The sequence below is a fragment of the Streptomyces sp. NPDC028419 genome (assembly GCF_055565515.1).
In genome coordinates this window covers 350,881-366,252 of the sequence record NZ_JBVHUE010000003.1, presented here as the reverse complement: position 1 = coordinate 366,252, position 15,372 = coordinate 350,881, and the positions used below count along the sequence as shown (strand labels likewise).

The following is a 15,372-nucleotide window of genomic DNA, read 5'->3' as shown; positions in this document are numbered from 1 at the left end:
GGATGCTCAGTGCATGAACGTCGTCACTACGAAGGTGTCGTTGACCGTGGAGGACATAGGCGCTTCCAGCCGGTTCTTCACCACCCATCTGGGCTTTCGCGAGGTCGAGTCGGCGGAGGGTTACGTCTGTCTCCGCCGGGACGACAGCTCTGCCGAGATCGCCCTGTCCGAGCGTGACCCCGAACTGCCGCCGCAGGCTTGGCGGGGCCAGGGGCTGGCGGATCTGGCCGTGACCTTGACCGTCACGGACGTCGCGGCCGAGTACGAACGCCTGCGCCGGGAAGACGCCCCCGTCACCGGCCCGATCCGCCAAGAGCCGTGGGGTGAGCGGCTGTTCCAGCTCACCGATCCCAATGGCGTTGTGGTCCGGCTCACCGAATGGGTGCCGCCGGCCGGTGCCTGCGAACGCAGTTAGTCGAAGGGTTTCAGTTTTTCGTGGACGAAGTACGAGAGTCGCACCGGCCCGATCCGCGCCGCCTGGGGTTCGGTGTCCATGCTCGGCGTGGTGGGCGGCCCGCTGCTCGGGGGCTGGCTGATCGCAGCGTACTGGTGGGGTGCGGTCTTCCTGATCGACGTCCCGATCGTGGCCCTGGCGCAAGGCCGACCCGCTGGGCATGGTGCTGTCCGTGGCCGGGATGACCGCGCTGGTGTGGACGATCACCGAGCTGCCCAAGGAGGGCCCGGAGCGTACGAGTACCCAGGTCGCGCTCGCCGTGGCGGCGCTGAGCCTGGCAGGATTCGCGGCCTGGGAGACCCGTACCGCACACCCGATGGTCCCGCTGTCGCTGTTCCGCGACCGGGTCTTCACCGGCTCCAGCCTGTCGCTGGTGCTGCTGACCATCGCCAACGGCGGCCTGCTGCTGGTACTGACCCAGTACCTGCAGTTCGTCCTCGGTCACACGCCCACCGAGACCGGCCTGGCCTTCACCCCGCTCGCTGTCGCCGCGCTCGTCTTCAACGGCATCGGCGCCGCGCTGCTGGCGAACACCGGCACCCGGACCATGGTGGTCCTCGGCCCGCTGCTGATCGCGGCCGGGTCCGGTGTCCTCGCCGGCCTCTCCGCGGGTGACGGTTGGGGACCGCTGACCACCGCGATGATCAACGACACCATCCAGCAGGCCGGCGCCGCCCTCGGTGGCCGTGCTGGGCGCAGTCCTCTCGAGCACGTACACCTCCGAGATGCCCGTCGGTGCGCCCGAGGCCGCCCGGACCCAGGGCCGGTTCGCCACGGTCGCCGGACCCTGAGGTACGGCCGCCGCGCGTCCCGGCCACCACTGGCTGAGGCCATGAGCGTTCACGTTCAATTCATTGCAACGATTGAGCGTCCGTCGTTGCGTTCACCTTGGAGATCGTTGCAATGATTTCCCGACTTTGACCTGCAGTGATGGTGATTTCTCGCAGTAGATATGTTGAGGAATCCTTGAACGCAACGTAGCTTTTCTCTCACAGGAAACAATCACTCGAAGGGCAGAACAATGCAGAAGTTCGACACCCCTGCTCCGATCGCCGCCGTCCTCGACATCCCCGCGGGACGCGTTCGGTTCATCGCCGCCGACCGCGCCGACACCACCGTCGAGGTCCTGCCCGCGGACGCCTCGAAGGGCCGCGACGCGCAGGCGGCGAAGGAGACCACGGTCGAGTACGGCGACGGCGTCCTGCGGATCGCGGCCCCGAAGGCGAAGAACCAGATCCTCGGCAACTCCGGATCCGTCGAGGTGACCGTCCACCTGCCCGCCGACTCCCGCATTGAGGCGAAGACGGCCAGCGCCGAGTTCCAGGGCGTCGGACGGCTTGGCGATGTCGCCTTCGAGGGTGCGCAGGGCACGGTCGAGCTCGACGAGACCGCGAGCGCCCGCCTCACCCTCCAGGCCGGCGACGTCTCGGTCGGCCGCCTGGGCGGTCCGGCCCAGATCAGCACCCAGAAGGGCGCCATCCGCATCGCGGAGGCCATGACAGGCACGGTCACCCTCAGCACCGAGCACGGCGAGATCTCGGTCGGCGCCGCCCGCGGGGTCTCCGCCTCTCTGGACGCCGGCACCAGCTACGGCCGGATCCACAACTCGCTCAACAACGCCGACGGTGCCGCCTCCGGCCTGAACATCCACGCGACCACCTCCTACGGCGACATCACCGCCCGCAGCCTCTGACCCCCGTAGAAACATCCCTGGCCGAGGTGCTTCCAGAGGGCGACGCAGAGGCTCGTAGCCGCAGGATGAATCCGTCGCGCCCCCTTGCGGGACGCGCTCGGCAAGCGATTCCGGACGCCGACACGGCGCTCACCGAGCCCACCTCACCTCAGCCTGGGTCGCGACACGGCCGACGCCCGTGCTTCAGCCCTCCTTGACCGCATCACCCCTGCCGTGATGGCGCCACCGTGGCATCACCATGCCCGAACCGACACCGAAGAAGGATGAGAAGAATGAGCACCACTCAGGACTACCAGGCCGCGGAACAGCTTCTGCGCCGGCCCGCCCGCCCCGGAGAGCTCGTCGTCGGCGACAAGGTCCGGCCGCAGTGGATCGACGGAGGGGCCCGCTTCTGGTACGCCGTGAGCAACGGTGTCGGTAAGCGGTTCGTGCTGGTCGACCCTGCGGCCGGAACCCGTGAGCCGGCCTTCGACCACCCCCGGCTCGCCGCCGCGCTGGCCGCCGCCTCCGGACAGCAGGTCGACCCCGAGTTCCTGCCAGCCTCGGCGATAGAACTGGCCGGGAACACCGTCGCGTTCGATGCGTTCGGCGAATACTGGCGGTGCCGCCTGGACGACTACGCTTGTGAGCGGGCCGAGTTCACGCCGCCGGGCAGCCCCCTCGACGTGCCGTCACCCGACGGGAAGTTCGCGGTGTCCCGGCGGGGCCACGACCTGTGGGCGCGCTCGCTGTCCGACGGCCGCGAGTGGGCACTGACCGCCGATGGCGCGCCCGGCCACCAGTACGGCGCCGTCCCGGAGTGCACGGCGAACAGCACCCTGCTGCGCAAGATCGGCCTGCCGTACCTGCCGCCGGCGGTGGCCTGGTCGCCGGACTCGACGAAGGTGCTGGCGCACCGGACCGACGAGCGCGAGGTCCGGGAGACCCACCTGCTGGAGGCCAGGCCCGTCGACGGTGGTGCCCCGGTGCTGCACACCCAGCGGTTCGCCTACCCCGGGGACGAGCACGTACCGCTGGCCGAGCTGGTCGTACTGGACGTCGCCGCGGGCACGGTGGTCCGCGCCCAGGCCGAGCCGCTGCTCATGCCGACACTGTCGCCGATCATGATCAAGTGGGCCTGGTGGGCCCCCGACAGCTCGGCGGTGTACTACCTCGGCCGGCCGCGCGACCTGCGCACGCTCACCCTGTACCGGCTGGACGCGGCCACCGGCGAGGTCACCACGGTGCTCAGCGAGACCGGGGCGACCCGTGTCGAGCCCAACCAGTGGGCGTACGAGCCGCCGAACGTGCGGGTGCTCGCCGACGAGGTGCTCTGGTACTCGCAGCGTGACGGCTGGGGACACCTGTACCGGTACGACCTGCGCACCGGCGCGCTGCTTGGGCAGGTCACCTCCGGGCAGTGGGCGGTACGGCAGATCCTGCGTGTCGACGAGGCCGAGCGGGTGGTGTACTTCACCGCCTCCGGGCTGGTCGACGAGGACCCGTACCGGCGCACGGTCTGCCGGGCCGGCCTGGACGGCTCCGGCTTCGCCAAGGTCACCCACGACGACCAGGACCACGTCGCCGCCCTCCCCGACCACCAGGACTACTTCGTCGACTCCGCGTCCACGGTCGACACCCCGCCGGTGACGACGGTCCGCGACTGGACTGGCCGCGTGCTGGTCGAGCTGGAGCGCGCGGACATCGGCAAGCTCACCGCCACCGGCTGGACGCCGCCGGAACGCTTCTGCGTCAAGGCGGCCGACGGGATGACGGACATCTACGGAGTGCTGTACCGGCCGCGGGAGTTCGACCCCGCCCGCTCCTACCCGGTGGTCGACAACGTCTACCCCGGCCCGCATCTCAACCGGGTCTCCCCGTCCTTCGACCCCGGCGGACTGGGCCTGGACGCGGAACCCCTCGCGGCATTGGGCTTCATAGCGGTAGCACTGGACGGACGCGGCACCCCGGGCCGGGACAAGGCCTTCCACGACGCCTCGTACGGCCACCTGGCCGACGCGGGCAACCTGGCCGACCACGTCGCGGCGCTGCGTCAACTGGCCGAGACCCGGCCGTGGATGGACCTGGACCGGGTGGGCGTGTTCGGCCACTCCGGAGGCGGGTTCGCCGCGGCCCGCGCGATGCTGGACTTCCCCGAGACGTACAAGGTGGGAGCCGCACTCTCAGGCTCGCACGACGCCCGCCACTTCAACGCCGGCTTCGTGGAGACCTACGACGGCGCGGACAACCCCGAGGCCTGGGGCCGCACTTCCAGCCTCGACCTCGCCGACCGCCTGGCCGGCAAGCTGCTCCTGATCCACGGCGACATGGACGACCAGGTCCACCCGGACCAGACCCTCCGCCTGGCCGACCGGCTCATCGCCGCCGGCAAGGACTTCGAGCTGCTCATCGTGCCCGGCGCCGAGCACACGTTCATCGACCACTTGGCCTATGTCCGTACACGCTGCTGGGACTTCCTGGTCCGCGAGCTGCTGGGCACCCAGCCTCCTGCCTACCGCCCCGCTCCCATCGCCATCGGCCCCGAGCTGCTCGCCGAGCTGTTCGCCTGAGCCTGAGCCTGCGTCGGCGACATCGGCCCTCGTGTGACGCGAGTCACACGATCGGGGCCGATGGGTCCGGGTCTCCGTCACGGTCTTACATGCAACGAGATTCCAACGCCGCAGGCCCGGCCCCCGGGTGGGTGCGGCACACGAGGAAGGCATGCCATGACCGAAACGATCAGCGCCTCCGCCCCCGCTTCCGCCCGCGCTTCCGCCTCCGCTTCCACCACTGCGGGGTCCGGCTCCTGGGCGCGGGTGCTGCTGAAGGGCGCAGTGGTGGCGGGGCCGCTGTTCCTGGGCGCGGGGATCGCCCAGGGCCTGACGCGTGAGGGCTTCGACTTCACCCGCAACGCCATCAGCCAGCTGAGCCTCGGCGACCTGGGCTGGATCCAGATCGCCAACTTCTTCGTCGCCGGCGCCCTGTTGATCGTCGGTGCGGTCGGGATGCGGCGGTCGGTGTCCGAGGGGCCCGGCCGCCGCGCGGCGCCGTGGCTGGTCGGGGTGTTCGGGGCGTCCTTCCTGGTCAGCGGCGTGTTCTCGGCCGACCCCGGGGCCGGTTTCCCGGCCGGTACGCCGGACTCCGCGACCGCCGCGCTGAGCGTGTACGGCGCGGTCCACATGGTGGGCGGCATGGTCGGCTACCTCGCGCTGTGCGCCGCCTTCCTGATCCTGTCCCGCCGCTTCACCGCCGAGGGGCGGCCGGGCTGGGCGTTCGCCTGCCGCCTGCTCCCGGTGGGCGTCCTCGCCGGGTTCGTCGGATCCGGCGCCTCCGTACTGTCCTTCACGGCGGGGGCGGCACTCGGCCTGGCCGGACTCGCCGCAGTGACAGCCCGGTTGGCGCGCCTCTAGCCGTACCGGCACTCGCGCACTCGATCACTCACGCACTCGAACACTCACGCACATCGGAACGAACGAAAGGCACGGACGACATGTCGGACTCGCTGCAGGGTGCCGCGTACTTCCCCTCGATCGAGAAGAAGTACGGCCGTCCGATCGCGGAATGGAAGGACCTGATCCGGACCTCCCCCCTGACGAAGCACATGGAACTCGTCTCGTGGCTCAAGTCCGAGCACGGCCTGGGCCACGGCCACGCCAACGCCCTGGTCGCCCACACCCTCGCGGAGGACAGCGCGAAGTAGTCCACACAGGCCGCCACTGAGCGTTCACGCTCATGCCATTGCAATGGCCGACGGTCATGTTGCATTTAGCGGCAAGCCCATTGCAATGATATTGGTCAAGTGGCCTGCATCGATGCAGGAGTTGATGGCTCCATCGGTTGCTGAATCGCTGAACGCAACCTAGCTTCTGTTCTGTCGCGACGACAAGGATTCCAGCGGTACGGAGCCCGACATGCGCCTCCAAGCCGTCGGTACCGCCGCGGTCCATCCCATCTGAACCCAACAAATCAGGAAGCGAGACACCCCCATGCGCATTGCGATTGGTGAATTCATCAGCTTGGACGGCGTCGTTCAGGCCCCGGGGCACCCGGACGAGGACACCGACGGCGGCTTCGCCCACGGTGGCTGGAGCCACCCGTTCTTCGACCCGGAGGTGATGGGTGGCGCTCTGACCGAGTGGCAGACCAGCACCGAGGCCCTGCTGTTCGGACGCCGCACCTGGCAGACGATGGCGGCGGCGTGGCCGGGCCGGGCCGGCGACCCGTTCGCCGACCACATGAACAGCGTCACCAAGTACGTCGTGTCCAGCACCCTCGGCGAAGACGAGCTGACGTGGAACAACACCACACGCATCCCCGGCGGCCAAGCGCTGGACCAGATCAAGAAGCTGCGCGAAGCCGAAGGCCGTGACCTGGTGGTCATGGGCAGCGCGTCCCTCACCCGAACCCTGCTGGCCGAGGGGCTGGTCGACGAGCTTCGGCTCATGATCCTGCCGGTGCTCGTCGGCGGCGGTAAGACGATCTACCCGGCCGACGGTCACCTCCGCACGTTCGAACTGGTCTCCTCGGTCGTCAGCGGCACCGGAGTGCATGTGTGCACCTACCGGCCGAAGGTCGGGGCGTAGTCGGCAAGTGGGCCAAGGCCGACCAGGCGGGAGACGTTCGGGCCCTCGCCTCCGTGGGCATCCGGTCCCGCCGGCGCGGTGGCGCACTGTCAGGGCCATCCGGCAGCCGGGTCAGTAGCCGATGGTGAAGCGGCGTTGGACGAAGCGCGGCAGCTCCGCCTCGTCGACGAGGGCGACGGCGGCGTCCTCCATGGAGATGCGGCTGCGCCCGTCCGAGTCGCGAACTGCCTGGTCGCCGCCGATCCGGAACCGGCCCGTACGTTCGCCGGGTGCGATGTCCTCGGCAGGGCTGAAGTAGGTCCACAGCCGGTTGGAGGTGCGCAGGACGTTCAGGGCATCGCGGTGGCCGCGCACCGCGGCGGAGTACTCCCTCGGCAGGCCGATCGCGTCGAGGGTCTCGTGTAGGAGTGCGTCGGAGTCGGCCCGTACGACTCCGGGCGCGATCTCCAGACTGCCGGCGCCGCCGATGACGATGAGCCTGATCCGCGGATGACTCTCCAGCGCCTTGAGGAGTGCTCGCGCGGCCCTGGCGTACACCGTGGGGTCGGCGATCGAGCGGGCCACGGTGTCGGCGGTGTCCCTGGCGGCGTTTCCGGGCTGGAATCCGCTGATCAGTACGTCGAGGCCGGGTATGACGGCGGCGATGCCGTCGGCGTCGAGGACGTCGACGCTGTTCCAGGTGATGTTCTTCCGGTCCTCGTCGATCCGCGTGGCGTCGCGGCTGAATGCCGTGACGTGATGCCCCCGGTCGAGGGCCTCGGCGACGACGCGACTGCCGATTCCGCCCGTGGCCCCGATGACTCCGATGTGCATGGCTCTCCCTGGGTAGTCGTGTGCACCGCCACCGTTTTTCACGGCACGCAGAAACTATACGGCGTGAAGTTTAGATATGGGGCTCAATATTGTGACGCTGTAGAGTGGGTGGCCATGGGAACCGTGGGAAACACCAGCGGGCGCCGTGAGCGGCTGAGGGCTGAGACGACCGCCGAGATCAAGAAGGTCGCACTGGGGCTGATGGCCTCGGGGGGGCCAGACGCGATCACGCTTCGGGCCATCGCTCGCGAGATGGGCATGACGGCCAACGCCATCTACGGCTACTTCGCTACGCGCGACGACCTGGTCACCACGCTGATCGACAAGGTCTACACCTCACTGGCCGACACCGTGGACGCCGCCTGGGGCGCCGCCCCTGCCCAGGACCCCGCCGTCCGGATCCGGGCATGGGCCCGCGCCTTCAGGGACTGGGCACTGGCCAACCCCGAGGGTTTCCGCCTCATCTACGGCGACCCCGTCCCCGGCTACCTGCCCCCCGAGGGCGGCGCCGCGCCCGAAGCCGCCCACCGTGTCTGCACCGGCATCGCGGCACTCGCCGCCGCGGCCTGGCCGCACGCCGAGTTCGATTACTCGCACAGTGACTTTGAGTGGTCCGACTTCGACCCCGGTCTGCTGGACAAAGTCCGCCCGGCCTTCCCCGACCTGCCCCCGGCCGGCGTGGCCCTTGCCCTGCGCATCTGGAGCCACCTGCACGGCCTGGTGTCACTGGAGATTTACGGCCATCTGCGGAGTCAGACCCTCAGCCCGGAAAAGCTCTTCCGTGAAGAACTCGCTCAGCTGATCCGGTCCTTGGGTATCACGTCATCGAGCTGACGGCCCTGCGCGAGCAGTCGGCTGAACGGCTTCTACGATCCAGCGGATACTGGATCCCGAACTGGTGAAACGGATCACCGCACGGCGAGAGCCCGTCCCTGCAGCGGCTCCGGGAGGTTGTCGAAGGCCGGTTTGCCGGTCAGGCCCGCAACGTGCTCCAAGGAGCTCGGGGTCATGAGGGCCTCGACCGCCTTAGCTGTGGTGCCGCACCCACCGGGTGCGCTCGCCTGGGACGGGCCCGTCGCCGCCTCCAGCCGCGTAGACGGGTGTTGCCAGGATGTGCCGGAGGCACCTTCTTGAGCGTGTCGAAGGCGTTCTGCTGTGTGGCGAGGCCCGTGCTCCGCTCCTCCACGGCCCGGATGAAGTCGTCGACCACGGTCGGTGAGAAGGCGTTGACCCGGCGGGACTCCAGGCTGGGCGACAGGTGGTTGTCGAGCAGCCGGATCACGGTACGGATCGTGCCCGGCGCGAAGCGGCGCTGACGGGGGAGCCACGCCGAGCAGTACTCGCCTACGGGCGGAGGCGTGGTGCGAGGGGGGAGCGGGTCAGACCCAGAGCTGCCACTGGTTGCCGTCATTGCACTCGTGCATGTAGACGGAGGTTCCGTTGCTGTCGAGGCATTCCTGTGTCTGACGGTTGCGCAGCTTCCAGCCCGCGCCAGTGTCGATCTCGTCCCAGCGCTGGTAATTGTTGCCGCTGCACGGCTCCATGTAGACGTCGTGGTCGGTGTAGGCCGTCATGCAGTAGTCCTGCTTGGACCGGTCCTTCTCCAACCAGCTCCCGTCGCCCAGGTGCACGTCGTAGAAGGGCTCGTAGGAGCATTCCTGGACGTAGACGTCGTCCGGGTTGCCCTTCCAGTCCCGGTGGACTTGCAGGCACTTGTTCGTCGGTTTGTGGTTCCAGTGGACGAATCCGTCGGCGTGGGCCACGGGGCTCATCGCGAGGACGAGGAGCGGGGCGAGCGCCGCCGTTCCTGCCACCTGTGCCATGCGCTTGATGTTCACGTCTGATTCCCCGTCTGTTCGGTCGGAAAGCGGAGGGAGACCCGGTCGGCCCCGGGTCAGGGAGCCTCAGTACCAGAGCTGGTACTTGTTGTCGTTGTTCCAGCCGCCGGGGCCGAGGTAGACGCTGGAGTCGTTGCTGTCGAGGTAGCGGCCGGTCTGCTTGTGCTGGAGCTTCCAATGCGTTCCGGTCCAGCGCTGGTACCAGCGCTGCCAGTCGTTGTTCGGGGTGCAGGGCTCCACATAGACGTCATCGTTGGAGTACGCCGCCAGGCAGCTGCCCGACTTGTTTCCCGGGTGCATCAGATAGGTGTCGTCGTTGGCGTTGTACTGCTCGTCCCAGAGGTCGTTGAAGCCACACCCGTGGATGCCCACGTCGACGGGCGCCGGGTTGCCGTCGTAGGCGAAGAACAGGCAGTCATCGCTCGTCTTGTGCCGCCACATGTGCTTGCCGTCGGCCTGCGCGCCGGTCGCACTCGCGAGGACCAGGGCCGCGGAGACGAGCATGGTCCCAACTGTCGTGCGTACATGCCTGCTTGACATCATTTCCCCCGTTGTCGGTGCTCGAGTTGATCGGGCTGCCTCGTCCACTTGGACGTCACGAAATCTAGACCGGGATCGATCGCCACCCTGAACGCGCGGTGCGGGACTCGTTGACGCTCAGCGCACGCGACGGAAGGTCAACGGCCGCCGTGGCCGGCGGGAGGGTCTCCCGCCGGCCACGCGCGGGACGGGTCAGCGGCGCAGGGTCAGGCGGTGGACCCCGCCGTCGACCGTGCCGACGTACAGCGTGCGGCCGTCGGGGGCGGCGGCCAGCTTGGTGGTGTCGGTGTTCTGGAGGCCGTTCGATACGTTCTCCCAGGTGAGGCCGTTGTCGGTGCTGCGCAGGACGCCCCGGCCGCCCTGGACGAGTCCGGAAGCGGTCGAGCCGGTGGTGGCCGCGTAGAGCGCTCCGCCGACCCGCAGCAGGTCCGAGACGTGGACCGCGAGCGGGCCGGTGTCGGCGGTGCGGAAGGTCCTGCCGTCATCGGTGCTGATCCGGACGGACGAGCCGCCGACGAGCAGGCGTCGGCCGTCCATCTCGATCGCGGAGACGGGGCCCTCGGCGACCTTGGTCTTGGTGACGCCGCCGTCGTCCGACCGGTAGAGGCCCGAGGCGTTGCCGAGCCAGAGGCGCCGCGGGTCGCGCGGGTCGCCGGCCATGGCGTCGAAGGACCTCTCGTGGAAGAGGTTCTTCCAGGTCTTGCCGCCGTCGGACGTCGTGAACAGTCCGTCGCCGAGGATGCTCTTGAAGCTGACCGTCACCCGGTCCGGGTCGGCCGGGTGGATCAGGATCGAGGTCGGAATCTCCGCCGAGGTGCCCTTCACCTGCCAGGTCCGGCCCGCGTCAGCACTGCGGGAGACCTCGAAGAGGCCGGTCGCGGTGCGCCGGACCTGCCACACCACCTTGGAGTCCTTGGGCGAGACGGCGATGTGCGAGGTGAGGCGACCGGTCCTGCCCTCCGCCCCGGACTGGCCCCACTCGGGGCCGGCGACGGGGATCGTGGTGCGGTAGGTGCCGCTCACCGTTCCGGCGAGCAGTTGGTCGCCGCTGGCCGCGAGGGCGAAGGTGGTCAGGCCCTGCACGCCGATCCTGCGGTAGCCGGTGCCGTCGGCCGAGCCGCGGTACAGGCCGTCCTGTTCGCTGGACACGGTCACCGAGCCGTCGGCCCAGCGGTCGTAGTCCATCGGGATGGCGGCCTTGGAGGGGGCGGGCGCGGGCTTCCAGGTCCTGCCGTGGTCGCGGCTCACCTGCCCGGCGCCGAACAGCGCGCGCAGGTACAGGTCGCCGCCGGAGGCGGACAGTCCGTTGCCGCCCTCCGGCAGGGGGAGCAGGGTGGACCAGGTGCGGCCCTTGTCGTAGGAGCCGCGGACGCCCGTACCGGGCACGTAGGCGGCCACCACAGTGGAGTCGGCCGCCAGACCGCGGATGGTGTTCACCGGCTCGTCGAGGACGAGGTGGGCCGCACCGGGGTCGCCCTTGCCGACGCCGTCGATCCGCCAGACGCCCTCGAAGGTCGCCAGGTAGAGCGTGTCGCCGACGAGGGTGGCGTCGCGGACGGCGCCGGTCACGCCGGTGGGATACGTCGCCCAGTGGTCGCCCGCGTCCGTGCTGACCAGCAGCGCGGAGCCGGTCATCGCGGCGAGGGTGCGGGTCTGCTCGTCCGCGACGAAGGCGTCGATGTGCGCGTCGGGCACGGCGAGCCCCCGCCAGGTGCGGCCGTTGTCGTCGGTGCGCAGGATCGTGCCCCGGCGGGTCGGGTCGGCGGCCGTGTTCACGGCGTACCACCAGCGATCGGGGCGGTGGGCGTCGACCACGACCGCTCCGGTGCCGTTGCCGTCGGCGATCGGGAGCCTGCCCACCTGGCGCCAGTTGGCGCCGCCGTCGGTGGTCAGCCAGGGGGCGGCCTTGCGGTACTGGGTCACGACGGCCTGCTTCGGCCGGGCGGGCGAGAGCGCGAGGTGGCCGGCCTCGCTGTTCGGGCCGATGGGCTCCCAGCGGTTGCCGCGGCTGTCGGTGGGGGTGACCTCGAAGGCGCCGGTTCCGGTGATCCGCCGGCCGTCGGTGGTCCTGGCCTGCACGGCCAGCTGGTAGGCGCCGGCCGCCTTCCCCGTCACGTCGGCCTGGTAGTAGCCGGCTCCGTTCATGGTCGTGGGCAGCGTGAAGGGCTTGCCGCGCGGCGGGGTCACCCGGATCTCCGGCGGTGCGTTCAGGGCGGTCGGGGCGGCGACGTGCACGGTGGAGCGGCCGTCGCTCGGGTCGGGCGACGCCTGGACGACCAGGTGCCGGACGACGAGCAGGTACGGCACCCGCAGGGCCGGGCCGCGGTCGGGGGTGGCCGTGATCCGGCCGCTGATCTCGGTGTCGGTGGCCGGGCGGTCGGCCCGCAGGGTGACGGTGACGGTCGCGGACCCCCCGGCGGGGACGGTGACCCGCGCCGGGGAGACGGTGGTGGGCCCGGTGCTGCCGAGGGTGACGTTCAGCGGTTCCTTGCCGGGGTTGGCCAGGCGTACCTTCGCGGCGCCGCCGACGGTCTTCTCCGCGAGGTCGGCGAGGCCGAACGACACGGCCGTCGGGGAGGCGCCGAGGGTGGCCGAGGCCGCGGCGGCCACGTCGAGCCGTCCGCCCCCCTGGACGGTGGGGCCGGTGCCGGCCAGTTGCTTCGCGGTGCCGACCAGCGCGGACCGGATCGCGTCCGGGGCCTGGTCCGGGCGCAGTTGGCGCAGCAGGGCGGCGGCTCCGGCGACGTGCGGGCTCGCCATCGAGGTGCCCGACATGCGGTAGACGCCGGGTTCGTACATCGAGGTGGGGATCGTGGAGCGGATCTCCACGCCGGGTGCGACCAGATCGGGCTTGAGGCCGAAGCCGGTGCCGGGTCCGCGCGAGGAGAACGAGGCGATCTCGTCGGTGGAGTCGCTGCCGCGCAGGGTGACGGACACCGTGCCGGCGGCCAGGCGGCGGCTCAGCTGGGCGTACTGGGTCGTGTCGATCCCCATGACGACCAGGCGGTCCATGCGCAACGAGTCACCGGAGGCGGTGGTCCGGGTGAGGTCGGGGCGGGCGGGGGTCGCGGTGGCGTCGACCGTTCCCGGGGCGGCGGCGAGCACGGGTCCGCTGTTCTGCGGGAGACCGCCGAGCACGGCGAGCGCGCCGCGCTTCTCGGCCTCGCGCGCCCAGTCGATGTCGTTCCCGCTCAGGACGTCCGTACTGGGCGGGACGAGGATGTCGGCCCGCAGGATCTTGCCCCGTACGTCACCGACCCGCTGCCAGTCCTCGGCGGTGCCCGCGCCGACGTCGACGAGCGGCGCGGTGACCGGCTCCCGCGGCGGGTTCGCGGACAGGATGCCCCGGTACGTCTGGATCAGTTCGGGCTCCTTGCCCGCCAGGTACGCGCTGGGCATCCGCACCCCGCTGGTGGAGGCGCCGACCGCGATGACGCCGTCGGCCGACGCCGGGGTGTTGACGGTGCCGCTGCCGGGCCCGTCGTTGCCCGCCGCCGCGACGACGACCACGCCGGCCCGCACGGCGGCGCTCGCCGCGCGGCCCAGCGGGTCGGTGCCGTCGCCGGGGCCGCCCAGGCTCATGTTGATGACGTCGGCCGGATGGGCGCCCGTCGGGTCGGCCGCCGCCTCGATGCCGGCGATGATGTCGGAGGTGTAGCCGCTGCCGGCGGCGTCGGTGACCTTGTAGGCCAGCAGACTGGCGTCCGGGGCCATGCCGGTGACACCGCCCTTCGCGGCCGCCTTGCCCGCGATGATGCCCGCGACGTGGGTGCCGTGACCGTTGTCGTCCATCGGGTCGTCGTCGCCGTTGGCGAAGTCGAAGCCGCCGATGACCTTGTGGCCCTTGCCGAAGCCGCCGCCCAGGTCGGGGTGGCCGTAGTCCACGCCGCTGTCCAGGACCGCGACGACGGTGCCCTTGCCGGTGGCCTTCACCCCGGCCGGGTCCTCGCGCTTCCAGACCTCGGGCGCGCCGGTCAGCGGCACGCTGACGTCCGTGCGCAGCTGGATCCGGGCGTCGGGCCGGACGGCGGTGACGCCCGCCAGCGCGGCCAGCCGCGCCGTCTCGGAGGCGGGCACCGTCATCGCCACCGCGTTGACGAGCAGGCCCAGTTTGCGGGGCGAGGCGGGGTGCAGCCCGGCGCCCCGCACCGCCGCGACGAAGGTGTCCTGCCGCGCCTCCAGGGCCCGTCGGGCGTCACCGACGGTGGAGGCGGCGCCGGCGGTCAGGGAGGTGAGCGAGCCGCCGGGGGCGGCCGTGACGGCGGCGTCCCCGGACAGTTCGACGATGACCCGCTGGTTCGGGTCGGGTGACGTCGCGGTGGCGGTGGCGGTGGCGGGCATCGCGGTGAGCGTCCCGGCGAGCGCGACGGTGGTGACCGTGACGGCCACCAGGCGTCGGCTTCTTCGTGGGTTCTTGGCCATGGGGAGAAGTCCTAGCCCCGAAGTCACGCTCCGTACAACGGATCCTGGCGGCCCATTGCTGCCGCTGGCACAAGTGGGCCAGTATCCGCATATGACGAACGATCTCACCCCCGCAGGCATCGATCCGTTCGACGAGAGCGTCTACCGGGCCGTGTTGACCCGTCGTACGGCGGCGCCGGCCGAACTCGCCGCCGACCTCGGCTGCTCACCCGTCCGCGCCGCCCGGGCGCTCGACCGGCTGCACGACCAGGGGCTGGTCGGGCGGCTCGCGGGTGTCCGCCGCCGGTACGCGGCGATCGAGCCGGGGGCCGCGGTCGAGTCCCTGGTGCGCACCAGGGCGGCGGAGTTGGACCGGGTCCGTTCGGCGGCGGGCGAGCTGTCCCGCCTCTTCGCGGCGGCCCAGGCCGGCACCGCCGGGGAGGACGAGGTGGAGATCACCACCGGCCGCGAGGCGCTCGGCCGCTGGTTCGTCCGCCTCCAGCAGGAGGCGCGCGAGGACGTCATGACGCTGGACCGGCCGCCGTACGCACTGACCACCTCCAACCCGGTGGAGAGCACCGCGCTGGGGCGCGGCGTGCGCTACCGCGCGGTCTACGCACCCGAGGCGTTGGAGTGGCCGGGGGTGCTCGAAGACATCCGCGGACTGGTGCGCCGCGGCGAACAGGCCCGGGTGATGCCGGGCCTGCGGATCAAACTGGCCATCGCGGACCGGCGGTTGGCGCTGATGCCGCTCTCCTTGGACCTCGACGGCGTGCGCGCCGCGGTCATCCGCCCCTCCAGCTTGCTGGACGCCCTCACCGACTACTGGGAGCTGTGCTGGAAGGCGGCCCTGCCGCTCGACGCCCCCGCCGAGGACCCGCTCGGCGAGGAGGACCGCCTGGTGCTCACCCTGCTGGTCAGCGGCCTCAAGGACGAGGCCATAGCCCGCCAACTCGGCTGGTCCGTGCGGACCATGCGCCGGCGCATGAGCCACCTCCACGAACTCCTGGGCGCGGTGAACCGCTTCCAGGCCGGGGTCGTCGCGGCCCGCCGCGGCTGGATCTGATCGCC

General features: G+C 70.8%; 14 protein-coding genes. 10 read left to right on the top strand and 4 right to left on the bottom strand.

What is annotated here, in order from left to right; genetic code table 11:
• Positions 1-13 precede the first annotated feature (13 nt).
• The 7 genes from ACZ4UB_RS05930 to ACZ4UB_RS05900 all read left to right on the top strand — a co-directional run bounded on the left by ACZ4UB_RS05930 (position 14) and on the right by ACZ4UB_RS05900 (position 6,709).
• Positions 14-415, top strand: coding sequence for a VOC family protein (locus ACZ4UB_RS05930; protein WP_468068519.1), 402 nt, complete (start codon positions 14-16; stop codon positions 413-415).
• Positions 416-614: 199 nt separating this feature from the next.
• Entirely contained in the window at positions 615-1,361 is a 747-nt protein-coding gene (locus ACZ4UB_RS05925) for a hypothetical protein (RefSeq protein WP_468068518.1), read from the top strand.
• Positions 1,362-1,475: 114 nt separating this feature from the next.
• Positions 1,476-2,147: a DUF4097 family beta strand repeat-containing protein gene (locus ACZ4UB_RS05920; protein ID WP_468068517.1), complete on the top strand. Its 672-nt coding sequence runs from the start codon at positions 1,476-1,478 to the stop codon at positions 2,145-2,147.
• Positions 2,148-2,419: 272 nt separating this feature from the next.
• Positions 2,420-4,696 carry a S9 family peptidase gene (locus ACZ4UB_RS05915; protein WP_468068516.1) on the top strand — a complete coding sequence of 759 codons (2,277 nt, stop codon included), beginning with the start codon at positions 2,420-2,422 and terminating at the stop codon, positions 4,694-4,696.
• Positions 4,697-4,852: 156 nt separating this feature from the next.
• On the top strand, positions 4,853-5,536 hold the full coding sequence (locus ACZ4UB_RS05910) for a DUF998 domain-containing protein (protein WP_468068515.1): 684 nt from the start codon (positions 4,853-4,855) through the stop codon (positions 5,534-5,536).
• Between the two features lie 80 nt (positions 5,537-5,616).
• Entirely contained in the window at positions 5,617-5,826 is a 210-nt protein-coding gene (locus ACZ4UB_RS05905) for a DUF4287 domain-containing protein (RefSeq protein ID WP_453599523.1), read from the top strand.
• A gap of 286 nt (positions 5,827-6,112) precedes the next feature.
• Positions 6,113-6,709, top strand: coding sequence for a dihydrofolate reductase family protein (locus ACZ4UB_RS05900; RefSeq protein ID WP_468068513.1), 597 nt, complete (start codon positions 6,113-6,115; stop codon positions 6,707-6,709).
• A 111-nt stretch (positions 6,710-6,820) separates the two neighbouring features.
• Here the strand turns inward: ACZ4UB_RS05900 and ACZ4UB_RS05895 are convergent, their stop codons facing one another.
• The gene (locus ACZ4UB_RS05895; protein ID WP_468068512.1) at positions 6,821-7,522 is read right to left on the bottom strand and encodes an NAD(P)-dependent oxidoreductase; all 702 of its coding nucleotides are present in this window, start codon (positions 7,520-7,522) and stop codon (positions 6,821-6,823) included.
• 114 nt (positions 7,523-7,636) lie between these two features.
• On the opposite strand from ACZ4UB_RS05895, the gene ACZ4UB_RS05890 reads away from it, so the two are divergent.
• The gene (locus ACZ4UB_RS05890) at positions 7,637-8,356 is read left to right on the top strand and encodes a TetR/AcrR family transcriptional regulator (protein WP_468068510.1); all 720 of its coding nucleotides are present in this window, start codon (positions 7,637-7,639) and stop codon (positions 8,354-8,356) included.
• 302 nt (positions 8,357-8,658) lie between these two features.
• Positions 8,659-8,838: a hypothetical protein gene (locus ACZ4UB_RS05885; protein ID WP_468068509.1), complete on the top strand. Its 180-nt coding sequence runs from the start codon at positions 8,659-8,661 to the stop codon at positions 8,836-8,838.
• Positions 8,839-8,901: 63 nt separating this feature from the next.
• Here ACZ4UB_RS05885 and ACZ4UB_RS05880 read toward each other — a convergent pair whose 3' ends face one another.
• From ACZ4UB_RS05880 to ACZ4UB_RS05870, 3 genes are all read right to left on the bottom strand, one after another.
• The gene (locus ACZ4UB_RS05880) at positions 8,902-9,345 is read right to left on the bottom strand and encodes an RICIN domain-containing protein (RefSeq protein WP_468068508.1); all 444 of its coding nucleotides are present in this window, start codon (positions 9,343-9,345) and stop codon (positions 8,902-8,904) included.
• Positions 9,346-9,426: 81 nt separating this feature from the next.
• Entirely contained in the window at positions 9,427-9,864 is a 438-nt protein-coding gene (locus tag ACZ4UB_RS05875; RefSeq protein ID WP_468068507.1) for a hypothetical protein, read from the bottom strand.
• Between the two features lie 228 nt (positions 9,865-10,092).
• Positions 10,093-14,322 (bottom strand): S8 family serine peptidase, encoded by a 4,230-nt coding sequence (locus ACZ4UB_RS05870; protein WP_468068506.1) that lies wholly within the window; start codon positions 14,320-14,322, stop codon positions 10,093-10,095.
• Positions 14,323-14,413: 91 nt separating this feature from the next.
• Here ACZ4UB_RS05870 and ACZ4UB_RS05865 point away from each other — a divergent pair, with 91 nt between their 5' ends.
• The gene (locus ACZ4UB_RS05865) at positions 14,414-15,367 is read left to right on the top strand and encodes a helix-turn-helix domain-containing protein (protein WP_468068505.1); all 954 of its coding nucleotides are present in this window, start codon (positions 14,414-14,416) and stop codon (positions 15,365-15,367) included.
• Positions 15,368-15,372: the final 5 nt, after the last annotated feature.